This is a genomic window from Methylocystis sp. Se48 (genome assembly GCF_056269425.1).
Genome location: NZ_CM149850.1, coordinates 1,139,212 through 1,154,363, shown reverse-complemented (window position 1 = coordinate 1,154,363; position 15,152 = coordinate 1,139,212). Strand labels below are relative to the sequence as shown.

The window sequence follows — 15,152 nt, the reverse complement described above, 5'->3', positions numbered from 1 at the left end:
TGGCGGCGATCGACGCTCTGACAGTCCGCCCACGCCAGCCATGCCGCAACCGCTTCCCAACGCCTATGGATTGCCCGAAACGCGCCGTTTCCAGCGCGTGCGCCTCAATCTGTCCGGACGCTACATGCTCGCATCGCGCAGCGAGTTTCCGTGCCGGACGGAGAATATTTCGCCCGGCGGGATGTTGCTGACCTGTCCGGGGAAACCGGCGATCGGGGAAGCGGTCGTCGTCTATCTGGATGCGCTGGGCCGATTCGAGGGCAACGCCGTGCGCATCGTTCCCGAAGGCTTCGCCATGACCTTGAACATGTCGCCGCGAAAAAGGGAACATCTCGCCGACCAGCTGACATGGTTCGCGAACCGGAAAGCCCTCAACCTCGAAGACGAGAGACGCCACGAGCGCTTCGCGCCAATCCTGCGCCGCGCTGTGCTGCGGCTCCCCAACAGCAAGGAAACAATCGTAAAAATTTTGAATTTTTCCAGGTCAGGCGTCGCAGTCGAGTCCGAATTGCAGCCGAATCTCGGAACGCCCGTCTTGATCGGAACAACGCCGATCGTCGTCGTGCGCCATTTTGAGAACGGATTCGCAGGGGAATTCGTCACGCCCTTCGGGCGGGGCGAGATCGACGAACTGACGCGCCTTTGACGCGCGGGGCCGCCGCTTCTCCTCCTGGACCACGAGCGACGGCGCTCCGTCCGCAACCACCGGCGGCGGAGCGCGGCCCTCGACGCTGTCAGTCGTTGCGGAGCCAGTAATAGCCCAACGTGGCCGTCGCCACCGCAAAGACCAGGACGGCAAGTCCGTATCCCGCCATGCTAACCTCCCGCGCCCATGCCCGGCCCGGCGTTCGCCGCGACCTCGGGCTGTTAAGCCGAACATCAGGGAATTAGTGTCCCGTTTTCTTCGCGCGGGAACGACTGCATTTTCCGCCAATTTCCCGGGAAAAACCGCATTGCGGCGCACATAGGGCGCCGCGGCGCTCGGTCGCAGCAAGGACATCGCCTGTTTTCGTTTCGGGTAGATCAGGCCAAATTGAGCCTCATTACAAATTGAGCCTCATTAGAAGAGCAGCCGGCTGCGATCCCTCACGTGACTCTCCCCGCCCCGCCAATCCGCATCCTCGTTTGCGTCGGCCCGCGCTGCGACGCCGAAGGGCGCGGGCGCGCCCTGCTGGCGGAGGTCCGAGCGGCCCTCGCCCGGACCTATCCGGAAGAACTCGCAGGCGCTCGCCTGCAGCTCGCGACGCGCGATTGCCTGCGGCTCTGCACGCGCGACCCTGTCCTGCGGCTGGAGCCCTCCGGCGACGCGGTCGCGGGGCCGGACGTCGACGACCTGATGGAAACGATCCGCAGCGCATTGTCGCCCGTCGGGAGGCCGGACGGCGCATGAGCCGCCGCCGCGCGACTCCTGCGTTTTGGGCGATTTCGTGCGATAAGGAGGCATGGCGACGATTCGGAATGCTTTCGACCCCGGCTTCGGCGTTTACGTCCACTGGCCGTTCTGCCTGTCGAAATGCCCCTACTGCGACTTCAACAGCCACGTCCGCCGCGGCGACGTGGACGAGGACCGCTTCGTCGAGGCCTTCGCCATAGAAATCGCGCATCGCGCCCGCCTCGCGCCGGGACGGGAAGTGCGTTCGGTGTTTTTCGGCGGCGGCACGCCCTCCCTGATGTCGCCCTCGACCGTCGAGGCCGTCCTCGGCCAGATCGCCAGCCACTGGACTATGGCGCGGGACGTCGAGGTGACGCTCGAAGCCAATCCCACGAGCGTCGAGGCCTCGCGCTTTCGCGGCTTCAAGGCGGCGGGCGTCAACCGCGTCTCGCTCGGCCTCCAGGCTCTGAACGACATCGACCTCAAGGCGCTCGGGCGCCAGCATTCGGTCGCCGAGTCGCTGATGGCGCTCGACGTCGCGAGCTCCGTCTTCGAGCGCGTTTCTTTCGACCTCATCTACGGTCGCACGGGTCAGACGCCCGCGGCCTGGCGCAAGGAGCTCGACCTCGCGCTCGCCCGCGCGCCGGAGCATGTGTCGCTCTATCAGTTGACGATCGAACCGGACACCATGTTCGAGCGCATGGTCAACGCCGGGAAAATGTCGATCCCCGACATCGATACGCAGCGCGCGCTGTGGGACGTGACGCAGGAGGCGACGGCGCGCCACGGCCTGCCCTCCTACGAGGTCTCCAACCACGCGCGCCCGGGCGCGGAGTGCCGGCACAATCTGGTCTACTGGCGTTATGGCGAATATGCGGGCGTCGGCCCCGGCGCGCACGGTCGCATCGTCACGACGCGCGGGCGCCGCGCACAGGCCTGCGAAAGACATCCGGAGATGTGGCTCACCTGCGTCGAGACCGAAGGCCACGGCCTCGTCGAGGACGAATTGCTGAACCCGGAGCAGGAAGGCGACGAGTTCCTGCTGATGGGCCTGCGCCTGCGCGAAGGCATCGATCCTCAGCGCTATATGCTGCTCACTGGCAAGAAGCTGTCGCAATCGCGGATCAGCGAACTCATCGGCGACGGCCTGGTCGAGATCACCCGGGAAAACCGCCTTCGCGTGAGTTCCGAAGGCTTCCCCGTCCTCGACGCGGTGGTGGCCGATCTCGCGGCCTGAGCTTCATGGCGCGCGGCCGCAGACGACGGCCCGGGGAACCTTAAAGGGTCCAAATCGCTTAATCAGAGCGAGGACCGCCACTCCGGCGGACCGCGCCCTCGAAATCTGGAGCGTTTTTTCATGTCTGTGCTCACCGACATTCTTGTTCAGGCCGTCGCCGGGGCGCTCGGCGGCAAGGCGGCCGGCAAGGCCACGAAGAGCGACAACGCGCTCGGCGACCTTATCAGCGGCGCCCTCGGCGGCGGACTCGGCGGCCAGTTGCTCAGCGCGATCATTCCGTCGCTGGCCAGCGCGGCGAGCGGCGGAAGCGGTTTCGATATCGGCGTTTTCTTGGGTCAGGCCGTCGGCGGCGGCATGACGGGCGCGATCGTCACCCTCCTCTACAACATTCTCAAGAAGCGCTTTTTCGGATAGCCGCATCGGCGCATGGCAATCGCGGCGATCAGCGATGGAGCCTCCGCGCCGCGGCTTCTTGAGACGCCGCCCGAGAGGAAAACGCCCGGCTTTCGCGCAGAGCGCAAAGACCGGGCGAGGGGCTTCGGACGCGGCGGATAGCAGAGCCGTCAGGCCGTGACGCGACGATTCAGCGACGAACGGACCACATTGCGCTTCAGCGGTTCTGCGTCCGCCGCGAGGTAAAGAGGGCCCTTGGCGGCGCCGTTCTTGGCTGCGCGCACCGCCTCGTTCAGGCGGTCGAGCGACCTTCCGGCACTCTTCGCGACCGGGGCGGGTTCGAATTCGTCGCGTTCGCTGACGGCCCGGGCCTGAGCGGCGGGCCTGGCCATGACGCGATAATCATCGGTGGCGGAGAGATCGCCCGTGACGACCGCGCCCTTCTCGAGCTCGATCTCGCCATACGTGACTCGCCCCTCGACGCGGCCGGTCGAGCGGACGATGAGAAGCTGCTTGATCTCGATGTGATCGGTGATCCATCCGCTGATGTCGGCCTCGGTCGCCGAAATATTTCCACGGATGACGCCGGACTGACCGACGCAGACCACGCGGGCGGTGACGTCGCCTTCGACCGTGCCGTCGACCACGATCAGATCCGGAACAGAAATCTCGCCCTTCAGGGTGACCCCAGCGCCAACATAAACAACATTTTCCTGGTCAGGCCTGAAACTCGCGGTTGCATTGATCGCCATTTAACCCACCCTTTTGCCCAAAGCCAAATTGGTTAACGTTGACAGACTACGTTACAAAAACGCTACCTGCAATAAAAAAGGGCGAACAGAGCGTGCACGCGGCCGTTTCATCCGAAAAAGACTTTTCTTGTTTCCACGCCGTCCGGCGCGCCGGACGCTCTGACTGCGATCAAGCTAGCCGTCATTGAATTTGCACCGAAATTTACGAGCGCAGCCTCGACCGTGCGACGAACCGGCAATAGCGAAGAACAAGCCCGTAAAAACATTACCCTTCAGCGTTGATTACTTTCGCACCTGCCCAATTTTTCTTTCAGACAAAAATCAAATCTTTTCATTCCTTGCAGGAGGGTCCGACAGGGGGTGCAGGTCGCGAACCATGGCGCGCATCCGTTCGTCGAGAACATGTGTGTAGATCTGTGTCGTCGAGATGTCCGCGTGGCCGAGCAACTCCTGCACGACGCGCAAATCCGCTCCATTTTGCAGGAGATGGCTGGCGAAAGCATGGCGCAGCGCATGAGGATGAACCTGCGCGGCCGACAGGCCCGCCGCGGCGGCCAGCGCCTTCATTTCGCGCGCGAAAGCCTGTCGGGTCAGATGGCCGCTGTCGCTGTCGGCGGGAAAGAGAAACGGACCTTCCGCCAATGCCGGCGACAGCGACTCCAGCATCCGTCGATAGGCGCCGATGGCGCGTTTTGCCCGCCCGGTCAGGGGAGTCAATCGTTCGCGCCCGCCTTTGCCCCGGATGGCGATGAAAGGATCGCGCGCTCGCGCCGCGCTTTTTGGGAGCGACACCAGCTCCGAAACGCGCAGCCCCGTCGCATAAAGGGTTTCGAGCAGCGCATGGAGCCGCGCGGCGCGGAGCCGATCTCGCAGAGGACGGTTTTCGTCGTCCAGCCCCTCGGCCGCCGTCGCGAGCAGCCGGTCCACATCGTCGACCGACATGACGCCCGGCGCGCTGCGCGCCTGGCGCGGCGCCTTGAGCGCCGCAGCCGGATCGTCGCTGCGATGGCGGTCCACATAAAGAAATTTGTGGAACTGGCGGATGGCCGAGACGCGCCGGGCCACCGTCGCGGTCGACATGCCGCGGCCGTCGAGCGCGGCGAGGTAAGCGCGCAGGCCGTCCGTGGAAACGTCGCCCGGATCCTGGCCGCGCCTTTTCAGAAAGTCGATGTAGTCGACGAGGTCGCGCCGGTAGGCGTCCTGCGTGTTGCGCGCCGCGCCGCGCTCGGCGGCCAGCATGTCGAGAAAGGAGTCCAGCAGGCGCGCGGCGCTCACGCTCACTGCGCGCGTCTCACTTGTTGAGACGCTGCGCCGGGATCGTATAGGTCATTTCGCGCGGCTGCGGCGTCACGAAGGAAACGACCGCGACCATCGCGCCATACACCAGTCCGACAATCGCGGCGACGAGCGCCAAAAAACGGAGAAGGCTCGGCAATGAAAGGATCCGTCGTCAACCTCTGTTAACCAGCTATCGCGCGAAGCGCGCGCGATTGCAACCGCCGATCCGTCATCGCACCACCACTTTCGCGCCGACGGGCACGCGATCGTAGAGATCGACCACGTCGTCGTTCATCATGCGGATGCATCCCGACGACACATTCTGACCGATGGTGTGAGGCTCGTTCGTGCCGTGGATCCGATAAAGCGACGATCCGAGATAGAGCGCGCGGGCGCCGAGCGGATTGGCGGGTCCTCCCGCCATATGGCGCGGCAAATCCGGGCGGCGGGCGAGCATTTCCGCCGGCGGCGTCCAATCCGGCCACTCCGCCTTGCGGCTGACCGTCTTCACGCCCGACCATTCGAAGCCGGGACGCCCGACGCCGATGCCATAGCGGATCGCGCGGCCGCGTCCCTGAATGAAATAAAGGAACTTGTTCGGCGTGTCGACGACGATGGTGCCGGGCGCCTCGACGCCGCGGTAATCGACCTCCGTGCGCGCATACATCGGATCGACCGCGCGTTGCATTTCGACCTGCTGCGGCGCATAGGCGGCGACATGCGCGGCCCCCGCATTGGGATGCGGCGTCGCATAGCGAACCGGCGCCGGATCGTCGCCGACCAGCGCCTCGATCAGGCCGCCGCCGAGGGGACTTTGCCGCTGATCGTAATAGCCGCCCGGATACACGGGCGCCGCGGAAATGGCGGGATTGGCATGAGCCGCGCCGACGAGGAGAGCGGCCAGGGAAACGGAAGCGGCAAGCCGGAAAACACGGACACGCTTGAACATGACGAAAACCACTGCGAACGCGCGATCTGCTTGGGGTCGACGCGATTGGAGACAGTTTCGATCATATACGGTAGATTTTTACGGTAAATCATAAGCAATTATCTTAGTTACCAATAACCAAATCCAAGCTATACTTGGTTATCGGCAGATGAATGTTAATCATGAACGAGCCCTTGCGCGCCGGCGCCGCGGGTTCAGAAATGCGACTCGGAGTCTTCCTCCTCGGCGGGGATTTCGTGCCGCATGATAAGCGGCGCCTGCGCGAGCGCGAACAGGACGGTCAGCGGCAGGATGCCGAAGACCTTGAAATTCACCCAGTCGTCGGTCGACAGCGCGCGGCGAACGACTTCGTTGAGACCGGCCAGGAAAAAGAAGAACAGCCCCCAGCGCCACGTCAGCTTGCGCCATCCCGCGTCGTCGATGTGGATCGCAAGGTCGAAAACGATGGGCAGCAAGAGCTTCCCGAAGTAAAGCGCGCCGATCAGCGTCGCGCCGAACATGGAATAGAGGATCGTCACCTTGAGCTTGATGAAGTCCTCGTTCTGGAGAAACACGGTGAGTCCGCCGAAGACCAGAACCAGGACGGCGGTGACGACCGGCATCGCCGGCAGATGTTTCGTGATCGCCCAGGAAACCCCGAGGGTGAGCACCACGCCGGCCATCAGCACGCCGGTCGCGGCGAAAATGCCGAACCGCCCGTTGACAATGAAGAAGACGATGAGCGGCCCGAGTTCGAGCGCGAGTTTCAGCCAGGGATTGAGCTTCTTTTTCTTGTGGCCCGCCGGCGGGGTCGCCGCCGGACGGTCCGTCGTTTCCTGAGTCATGAGAAACTTAGCTTTCCGGCGCCGCCTGGGGCGCATCTTCTTCGTCTTCCGAGTCGAGGCCGGCGATCGCGCGCGCGAAATCCCTGGCGGTGAAGGGTTCGAGGTCGTCGGCTCCCTCGCCAACGCCGATGAAGTGGATCGGCAGGCCGTAGGCCTCGGCGATGGCGACGAGAATGCCGCCGCGGGCCGTGCCGTCGAGCTTGGTCATGACGAGGCCGGTGACGCCCGCCGTGCGCTCGAAGACCTCGACCTGCTGGAGCGCGTTCTGGCCGACGGTGGCGTCGAGCACGAGCAGCACCGAATGCGGCGCATCGGGCTCGGCCTTCTTCATCACGCGGACGATCTTTTCGAGTTCCGCCATGAGTTCGGCGCGGTTCTGGAGCCGCCCGGCGGTGTCCATCAGCAGAATGTCTGCCCCGGTCTCCTGGGCGCGTTTGATGGCGTCGAAGGCGAGGCCGGCGGCGTCGGCGCCCTCCTTGCCCGCCACCACCTCGGCGTCGAGCCGTGCGCCCCAGATTTTGAGCTGATCGACGGCCGCCGCGCGGAAGGTGTCGCCCGCGGCGAGCACGACCTTCCGGCCCTCGCTCGTCCATTTGGAGGCGAGCTTGGCGATGGTCGTCGTCTTGCCGGAGCCGTTGACGCCCACGACGAGAACGATGAACGGCTTCCTGCTCTCGTCAACATCGAAAGGCTTTGCGACCGGGGTCAGCACCGCCTCGACCTCACGGGCGAGGATCGCGCGCACTTCCTCGGGCGCAATGTCCCGTTCGTAGCGGACTTTGCCCACGGCTTGGGTGATGCGCGACGCGGCGCCGACCCCAAGGTCGGCGCGCAGCAGCACGTCCTCCAGCTCCTCGAGCGTGAGCGCGTCGAGCTTGCGCTTGGTGAAAATGTCGGCGACGCCCTGGGTGATCGCCTGCGAGGTGCGGGCGAGGCCGCCTGTCAGCCGCTGCCACCATGAGCGCTTGGGGGCCTCCTCGGCCGGCGCCCCGGCCGCGTCCGCCTTCTCATCCCCGCCGCCCCTGCCAAACAGGCGGGCGAACATGCCGCGTTTTTTAGACCCGTCTGCGTCCGTCATGCGTCCCCTCGATCGGCGCACTGCCTACACTAGTAACGCATAAAGGGCTAGCGGCCACGGGCAAGATCGCCAGTCTCCGACAATTGCGCGCGCAACGTCGATGGTCGGGCGTCGATCAGGACGCGCGGCGGCTCACCACCGCAGCACAGCCCCGCCCCAGGTCATCCCCGCGCCGATCGCCATCATGGCGATGACGTCGCCCTTTTTCAGCCTGCCCGCACGGTTGGCTTCGTCCAGCGTGATGGGCATGGAGGCGCTCGAGGTGTTGCCGTAGCGGTCGATGTTGATCCAGCATTTCTCGATCGGCACGCCGAGATTGTCGAGCGCGGATTCGATGATGCGCTGATTGGCCTGATGGGCGATGACATGAGTCACGTCGGCGGCCGTCAGCCCCGCCTTGGCGAGCGTCTCAGCGACGACTTCCGGCAAGAGCCGCGTCGCGACCTTGTAGACCTCCCGGCCGCGCATCTTGATTTTATTGCCGTTGTCGGCGATCAGCTCCGGCGACAACGGCCGCCGGCTGCCGCCGCCGAATATGCCGAGGATCCCGGTCATGGAGCCGTCCGTGCGCAGCGTCGCGGCGAGGAGGCCGCGGCCCTCCTCCTCCGTTGCGCCGAGCAGGATGGCGCCGGCCGCGTCGCCGAAAAGGACGCAGGTTTCGCGGTTCGTCCAGTCGACGAAACGGCTCAGCGTCTCCGCGCCGATGACGAGCGCCCGCCTCACCATGCCGGAGCGGATGAACTGGTCGGCGATCGTGAGGCCGTAGAGCGAGCCCGCGCAGGCCGCCGCGACGTCGAAGCAGAAGGCGTTGCGCGCGCCGAGAAGCTCCTGGACGAAGGCGGCGCAGGAGGGCGTCGGCGTGTCGCCGGTGACGGTGCCGACGACGATCATGTCCACCTCCTCCGGGCGCACACCCGCGAAGTCCAGCGCCTGGCGCGCGGCGGCGGCGGCAAGGTCCGATGTCGCCTCGCGCTCGGCGGCGACGCGCCGTTCCCTGATGCCCGTGCGGCTGACAATCCACTCGCCATTGGTGGCGACCATCTTCTCGAGATCGGCGTTGGTGAGAACGCGCTCGGGCGCATAGGAACCGGTTCCGAGAACGATCGACTTCGGCAAGGCTCGGGTCTTTCTGATTGGCGCTGAAGGCTTGGCGTTAACCGGCGGCGGCGCAGTCGGCGCGCGGGCGGGCTCCGGCGCGGCTATTCATAGTTGCGCAGGCGCGGAGCGCAAACAGTTTTTGCGTCGCCTCGCAAGCCAATGATCTTGAATGAAGAATGCGGACAGAAGACGCTCCGGCGCCGAGGACGCCCGCTTTTCGGGCGGCCGATCCGGCGTTTCTGAAACCTTTTTTTAACGCGCGGGAAACTATTAACGTCCGGTCGATGCGGCGCGCCGCCGCCCGGCTTCGGCCTCAGAAAAATCCTCGTCTTGTTCCGCGCGCCCCCGCGGCGCGCCAGTGGAGTTCGCGTCCATGGTTCACGCCCTCGTCTTCGCCGCCGTCGCGCTCTACGCCCTTGTCGGCGCCATGACGGCCTGACCGGCGCGTTTCGATTGCGTTCCGGGCCGCGCCGTGGCAATCGGGCGCGATGCAGGAAGACCAGAAGCGTCCCGCCCCGCGCGTCTCTTTCGTCTCGCTCGGCTGTCCCAAGGCGCTCGTCGACAGCGAGCGCATCGTCACCCGGCTTCGCGCCGAGGGCTATGAACTCGCGCGGCGCCACGAAGGCGCCGACGTGGTCGTCGTCAACACCTGCGGCTTTCTCGACAGCGCCAAGGCCGAGTCGCTCGACGCCATCGGCGCGGCGCTGGCCGAAAACGGCAAGGTCGTCGTCACCGGCTGCATGGGCGCCGAACCGGAGGCGATCCGCGCGCATTTTCCGGACGTTCTGGCGATCACCGGCCCCCAGCAATATGAAAGCGTGGTCGAGGCCGTGCATCGCGCCGCCGCGCCCGCGCACGATCCTTTCGTCGATCTCGTGCCCGAACAGGGCGTGAAGCTTACGCCGCGCCATTACGCCTATCTGAAAATTTCGGAAGGCTGCGACAACAGCTGCTCCTTCTGCATCATCCCGCATCTGCGCGGGCCGCTCGTCTCGCGCCCGGCCGCCGAGGTGCTGCGCGAGGCGGAAAAGCTCGTACGCGCCGGCGTGAAGGAATTGCTCGTCATCTCGCAGGACACGAGCGCCTATGGCCGCGACCTGCGCTACGCCGAAAGCGTCTTCGGCGACCGGACGGTGCGCGCGCGCTTCCTCGATCTGGCGCGGGAGCTCGGCGAACTCGGGGCCTGGGTGCGGCTCCATTACGTTTACCCCTACCCTCATGTCGACGAGGTCATCGGCCTGATGGCGGAGGGCAAGGTCCTTCCCTATCTCGACATTCCCTTCCAGCACGCGGCGCCCGACGTCCTGAGGGCGATGAAGCGTCCGGCGAACGAGGAAAAGACCCTCGCCCGGATCAAGTCCTGGCGCGCCGCCTGCCCGGATCTGACATTGCGCTCCACCTTCATCGTCGGCTTTCCGGGCGAGACGGAGGAGGATTTCGCGACGCTCCTCGACTGGCTCGACGAAGCCGAGATCGACCGCGCCGGCGCCTTCAAATTCGAGCCCGTCGCCGGCGCGCCGGCGAACGACCTCGGCCTGACGCCCGTCCCCGACGAGGTGAAGGAGAGCCGCTGGAAGCGCTTCATGGAGAAGCAGCAGGCCGTTTCCGAGCGGCTGATGAAGCGCAAGCTCGGCAAACGGCTCCAGGTCATCGTCGACGAAGCCGGCGGCGGCCCGGGCGGCGCGCCCGCCAAAGGCAGGACCAAGGCCGATGCGCCGCAGATCGACGGCGCGGCCTTCGTCGCCGCGCGGCGGCCGCTGCGGCCGGGCGACCTCGTGACCATCAAGGTCGAGCGCGCGGACGCCTATGACGTCTACGGCGCCGCCGTCTGACGGCGCTCAGACGCCGTCAGCTTTGTCCTGATCGACGCCGCCCCCGACGCCCTCCCGCAGCGCCGCCAGGACGGCCGGGGTGATCGACCGCGACGCGTCCACGTAAACGGTCAACGTCATGATGAGCAGCGCCAGCGTCACGCAGGTCTCCCGAAGGCTCATCGGCGGCGCCTGCTCGAGCGAACTTTCCGAGGTGAGCTGGCCCACGACCCAGACGATCACGACGAAAGCGAGCGCGGCGCCAAGATCGACCGCGTTCGCCGTGCCGACCAGAGCGAAGGCCAGCGCCCCGAAAATCGCCGAAGCGAGCAGCGCCTGCGAGACGCGCCCCCTCGCCAGCGCCGAAACGACGCGGCCGCCGTCGAGCGCGCCGAGCGGAACCAGATTGTAGAGATTGATCGGGATCGCCATGGCGAGAAAGGCGATCGCGCAAAGCCCGGCCCAGGTCGCAAGCGATTCCGGATCCAGCCAGTTCATCGGCTCGGCGCCGATGGCGGAGGTGAAGAAGCGCAGTCCCAACGGGACGAAAGGCGTCAGCGCAAGGACGGCCGCTCCGGACAGGGCGGGCCCCATCAGCGCGATCACGGCCTCCTCGAACCGCGTCTTCGACCGCCGCGCGTTGATCGCCGCGCCGCCGAGAAGCGGGACCATCATGAAGGCCGCGTCTGCGTGGCCGAACCAGCGCATGGCGACGAGATGGCCATATTCGTGCAGCCAGATCGCGAGCTGCAAAAAGATCGCGACGAAGGCGGCGACCCCCCACACCTCCGGATTGCCGGCGCTGAATATCCCGACGATGGCCGCAAAGGCGAGAACGGCGAGGAAAAAGCTCGCGCGGCGGCTCACCACCGCCCTATGCGGCGCGGCGTCCAGGCCCTCGCAATGGGACCGCACATGCTCCAGAAAGCGCCGACTGGCGCGTGGAACGTAGAGGTGCCCGAAGACGCCGCGCGCCAGCCGGGTCGTTTCATGTTCGACGAGCACCGCCTCGCCCTGCGGCGTGAGCTTCAGACGAACGCCGGTGCGTTCGACCGACCCGGGCTTCGCGCCCTCCATCGCCAGCTGCTCCGCCTCGAAAAGACGGTTCGGGACATAGCGACGCACCCGCCAGCGCGACTCGCGGAACGGCCCGTCGCCGCCGTGACGCACGAAAGCCCGATGCCGATCCGGCGGATCTCCGCCCTCGAAACCCTGACGGGAAATTTCGAGCGCCCCGCTCCAGCCGCCGGGCGGCGACGGCTCCGTCAGACAGGCCGCCCAGATCCGCTCGGCTGGAGCCTTGACGAGAATGCGGGCCCTGAAGGGTCGACGGCCCAGCGGCGCGCGAAACATCACCCACCAGGCTGCGAAGCCCACCGCCGACCAGAGCAGCGACGAGAAGGCGCCGTCCAAAAAAGCCATGAAGGAAAAGTCCCGAACGCCCGTCATCGCGCCATCCTGTCGAGATGCGCCCACATTATGGGGCGGCGTCTTCACGAATAATTGAAGCGCGGCCAGAGCCGTTGAGACGGTTACCCTTTACCCATGCCGGCTTTTTGCGCGCTCTTTGGCGAGAAAAGCTGGCTTCCATCCGCTTGCAACCGCCTATATCCAAGAGGTCACGCCAATTGGTTTCCCCGCCGCGCCTCTATGGCGCTACGCCCCGGCGTGATCCATATTAGTCGGAGAGGAAAACGCTCAGGAGCGAAGCGACATGACCGACGAACCGAACGCCACCCCCCCGCAGGCGCCCCAGGACCAGAAACAACCACAAAATCAGAAACCTGTCATGCTCATTCCGAAGAGCGTCTTCTACATCGTTGGCGCGATCTTCATCGGCTCGTTCCTGATGACGCTCTTCGTGCGCAACCCCTACACCCAGGCGGTGCACGAGGGCGGAAGCTTCTACGAGAACGTCACCGACAATTCGATGATGATGTGGGTCGCGATCTTCATCGGCATTCCGGCGAGCTTCTGGGCCTACCAACGCTGGATCATCCCGCTCTTCGACCGGAAATAATTCAGCCTCGAGTCTTTCGGCGCAGCTCCGTGGAAGACCGCGGGCTGCGCGGACCATGGAGGTATACGAAGGCCGGCGGCGCGGCGCGGGCGATCCGTCCCGCCTCTTCCTCGCGTCGTCTCGCCCGCGAAAATCGCCGGGCGGCTTTCGAATTCGCGGCGCGCCACGTCGCGCCCGGGCGGTCGACGATCGCGACCGGCACGGCGCGCATGATGTCCTCCCATCGCCGCCAGCGATGGAATTGCAGGAGGTTGTCCGCGCCCATGATCCAGACGAAACGGACCCCCGGACAACGTGCGCGAAGGAAGCGCAGCGTATCGGCGGTGTAGCGCGCGCCGATCTCGGACTCCAACTCGGTGACGGCGATGCGCGGATCGCGGGCGATGGCTCGGGCGGCCGTCGCCCGCGCCGCGAGCGCATCGAGTTCGCGCTGGTCCTTCAGAGGATTGCCGGGCGTCACGAGCCACCACAGCCGATCGAGGCCAAGCCGCCTCAGGGCCGTGCGCGAAACCAGCAAATGACCCTCGTGCGGCGGATTGAACGATCCGCCGAAGAGCCCGATGCGCATGCCGGGGGCGTGCGGCGGGAGCCGGACAAAGCTTCTCATGGCGCAAGCGCGACCGCGCGCGCAGGCCGGGCGCGCAGGCCGGCGCGTGACCCCGCGCTCACCCCCGCGCTCACCCCCGCACCTGGCCGTCGCCATGCACGCGATATTTGAACGACGTCAACTGCTCGACGCCCACCGGCCCGCGGGCATGCATGCGTCCCGTCGCAATGCCGATTTCGGCTCCGAAGCCGAATTCGCCGCCGTCCGCGAATTGCGTCGAGGCGTTGTGCAGCACGATCGCCGAGTCGACTTCCTTCATAAAGCGCTGCGCGACGGCGCCGTTGCGCGTGATGATGCAGTCCGTGTGATGCGAGCCGTAGGTCTCGATATGGTCGATTGCGGCGTCGACCCCGTCCACCACCCTCGCGGCGATGATCGCGTCGAGATATTCCGCGCTCCAGTCTTCCTCGACGGCGGGCTTCACGCGCGGGTCGGCCGCCTGCGCCGCCGCGTCGCCGCGCACTTCGCAGCCCGCGTCAATCAGCATCGCAACGAGCGGGGCCAGATGGGTTTCGGCGCAGGCGCGGTCGACGAGCAGCGTTTCCGCCGCGCCGCATATTCCGGTGCGCCGCATCTTGGCGTCGAGCAGCACGCGCTTCGCCATGTCGAGATCGGCGTCCGCGTGCACGAAGACGTGAACGATGCCCTCGAGATGGGCGAAGACAGGCACGCGCGCTTCGTGCTGCACGCGCGCGACGAGGCTCTTGCCGCCGCGCGGCACGATGACGTCGATCGCGCCGTCGAGCCCCGCGAGCATGGCGCCCACGGCGGCGCGGTCGGGCGTATCGACGAGCGAGATCGCGGCCGCCGGCAGGCCCGCGGCGTCGAGCCCCGCGACAAGGCAGGCGTGAATGGCGCGCGAGGAGCGCAGGCTCTCCGACCCGCCGCGCAAAATGCAGGCGTTGCCAGCCTTGAGGCAGAGCGCGCCTGCGTCGGCGGTGACATTGGGGCGGCTCTCGTAGATCACGCCGATGACGCCAAGCGGCGTCGAGACGCGCTCGATGAGGAGGCCGTTCGGCCGCTCGAACCGCGCGAGCAGGCGGCCGACCGGGTCGGGCAGATCGGCGATTTCCTCGACGCCGCGCGCAATGGCTTCGACGCGGCCGGGATCGAGCGTCAGCCGGTCGATGAAGGAGCCCGCAGTCCCCCGCGCCCGCGCGTCGGCGACGTCGAGGGCGTTGGCGGCGAGAATGGCGGCGCGCCGGCGGCGGATTTCCCCGGCCGCTGCGCGCAACGCCGTGTTCTTCGCCTCGGTGGAGGCCAGGGCGACGACATGCGCCGCCTTTCGAGCGGCGCGCCCGAGTTCGGCGAGGGCGGTCTCGACGCGCGCGGCGTCAGGCGTGTCCTTGGTCAGGGGCTGCGTCATGACGTAAATCCTGAAAAACGCGGAGTGTCTGGCTATCACGACGAAAAGAAGCGCGAAAGTCCGCCCGATGGCCTCTTGCCGAGCCGCAGCGGGCAGTCTAAAGAACCTCCTCCCCGCTCCCTTCGTCTAGCGGTCTAGGACGTCGCCCTCTCACGGCGAAAACAGGGGTTCGAGTCCCCTAGGGAGCGCCAGAAAAATCAAGCACTTGCGAAAGATCTTGGCACCCAATAACCCGGCGCGCCCAACATTTGCCCGATAAGCGTCGGCGAACGTCAGCGGCCACGGCATGATGGGAGGAGTGACGAACACTCGCCCTGTCGATGCCCCCTCCCCGCGGTGGCCTTATTCGAGACAAAACGAGACCCGA

The 15,152-nt window shown here is 66.2% G+C and carries 16 protein-coding genes and 1 tRNA gene; 7 read left to right on the top strand and 10 right to left on the bottom strand.

Translation table 11 applies throughout. From position 1 onward, the window contains the following. The first annotated feature begins 40 nt into the window (after nt 1–40). The 4 genes from ACV959_RS05635 (at nt 41) to ACV959_RS05620 (ending at nt 3,023) form a co-directional block, all read left to right on the top strand. A complete protein-coding gene (locus ACV959_RS05635; protein WP_475738936.1) occupies nt 41–646 on the top strand; it encodes a PilZ domain-containing protein in 606 nt (201 codons plus the stop codon). Nucleotides 647–1,090: 444 nt separating this feature from the next. Next, nucleotides 1,091–1,390, top strand: coding sequence for a (2Fe-2S) ferredoxin domain-containing protein (locus tag ACV959_RS05630; protein ID WP_475738935.1), 300 nt, complete (start codon nt 1,091–1,093; stop codon nt 1,388–1,390). Between the two features lie 52 nt (nt 1,391–1,442). Beyond that, nucleotides 1,443–2,609: a radical SAM family heme chaperone HemW gene (gene hemW / locus ACV959_RS05625; RefSeq protein ID WP_475738934.1), complete on the top strand. Its 1,167-nt coding sequence runs from the start codon at nt 1,443–1,445 to the stop codon at nt 2,607–2,609. Between the two features lie 120 nt (nt 2,610–2,729). Then, nucleotides 2,730–3,023 carry a hypothetical protein gene (locus ACV959_RS05620; RefSeq protein WP_475738933.1) on the top strand — a complete coding sequence of 98 codons (294 nt, stop codon included), beginning with the start codon at nt 2,730–2,732 and terminating at the stop codon, nt 3,021–3,023. 149 nt (nt 3,024–3,172) lie between these two features. On the opposite strand, the gene ACV959_RS05615 is transcribed toward ACV959_RS05620, so the two are convergent. The 7 genes from ACV959_RS05615 to ACV959_RS05585 form a co-directional block, all read right to left on the bottom strand. Further along, on the bottom strand, nt 3,173–3,754 hold the full coding sequence (locus ACV959_RS05615; RefSeq protein ID WP_475738932.1) for a bactofilin family protein: 582 nt from the start codon (nt 3,752–3,754) through the stop codon (nt 3,173–3,175). Nucleotides 3,755–4,075: 321 nt separating this feature from the next. After that, entirely contained in the window at nt 4,076–5,035 is a 960-nt protein-coding gene (locus ACV959_RS05610) for a tyrosine recombinase (RefSeq protein WP_475738931.1), read from the bottom strand. A 10-nt stretch (nt 5,036–5,045) separates the two neighbouring features. Next, complete coding sequence (locus ACV959_RS05605; protein WP_475738930.1) at nt 5,046–5,189, bottom strand: oxidoreductase; 144 nt, start codon at nt 5,187–5,189, stop codon at nt 5,046–5,048. Nucleotides 5,190–5,261: 72 nt separating this feature from the next. Then, nucleotides 5,262–5,981: a L,D-transpeptidase gene (locus tag ACV959_RS05600; protein WP_475738929.1), complete on the bottom strand. Its 720-nt coding sequence runs from the start codon at nt 5,979–5,981 to the stop codon at nt 5,262–5,264. A gap of 194 nt (nt 5,982–6,175) precedes the next feature. Next, entirely contained in the window at nt 6,176–6,805 is a 630-nt protein-coding gene (locus tag ACV959_RS05595; RefSeq protein ID WP_475738928.1) for a septation protein A, read from the bottom strand. Between the two features lie 7 nt (nt 6,806–6,812). Continuing rightward, nucleotides 6,813–7,883, bottom strand: a complete 1,071-nt coding sequence (gene ftsY / locus ACV959_RS05590) for a signal recognition particle-docking protein FtsY (RefSeq protein WP_475738927.1) — start codon at nt 7,881–7,883, stop codon at nt 6,813–6,815. A gap of 132 nt (nt 7,884–8,015) precedes the next feature. Beyond that, entirely contained in the window at nt 8,016–8,999 is a 984-nt protein-coding gene (locus ACV959_RS05585) for a beta-ketoacyl-ACP synthase III (protein WP_475738926.1), read from the bottom strand. A 470-nt stretch (nt 9,000–9,469) separates the two neighbouring features. On the opposite strand from ACV959_RS05585, the gene rimO reads away from it, so the two are divergent. Next, on the top strand, nt 9,470–10,813 hold the full coding sequence (rimO, locus tag ACV959_RS05580; RefSeq protein WP_475738925.1) for a 30S ribosomal protein S12 methylthiotransferase RimO: 1,344 nt from the start codon (nt 9,470–9,472) through the stop codon (nt 10,811–10,813). Between the two features lie 6 nt (nt 10,814–10,819). Here rimO and ACV959_RS05575 read toward each other — a convergent pair whose 3' ends face one another. Further along, nucleotides 10,820–12,214, bottom strand: a complete 1,395-nt coding sequence (locus tag ACV959_RS05575) for a site-2 protease family protein (RefSeq protein WP_475738924.1) — start codon at nt 12,212–12,214, stop codon at nt 10,820–10,822. A gap of 292 nt (nt 12,215–12,506) precedes the next feature. Here ACV959_RS05575 and ACV959_RS05570 point away from each other — a divergent pair, with 292 nt between their 5' ends. Then, complete coding sequence (locus ACV959_RS05570; protein ID WP_475738923.1) at nt 12,507–12,812, top strand: hypothetical protein; 306 nt, start codon at nt 12,507–12,509, stop codon at nt 12,810–12,812. Nucleotide 12,813: 1 nt separating this feature from the next. Here the strand turns inward: ACV959_RS05570 and ACV959_RS05565 are convergent, their stop codons facing one another. Both ACV959_RS05565 and ACV959_RS05560 read right to left on the bottom strand, forming a co-directional pair. Then, nucleotides 12,814–13,419 carry a nicotinate-nucleotide adenylyltransferase gene (locus ACV959_RS05565; protein ID WP_475738922.1) on the bottom strand — a complete coding sequence of 202 codons (606 nt, stop codon included), beginning with the start codon at nt 13,417–13,419 and terminating at the stop codon, nt 12,814–12,816. A 70-nt stretch (nt 13,420–13,489) separates the two neighbouring features. Then, a complete protein-coding gene (locus tag ACV959_RS05560; RefSeq protein WP_475738921.1) occupies nt 13,490–14,785 on the bottom strand; it encodes a glutamate-5-semialdehyde dehydrogenase in 1,296 nt (431 codons plus the stop codon). Between the two features lie 115 nt (nt 14,786–14,900). Between ACV959_RS05560 and ACV959_RS05555 the strand changes: the two genes are divergently transcribed. Continuing rightward, a tRNA-Glu gene (locus ACV959_RS05555) sits at nt 14,901–14,976 on the top strand. Nucleotides 14,977–15,152: the final 176 nt, after the last annotated feature.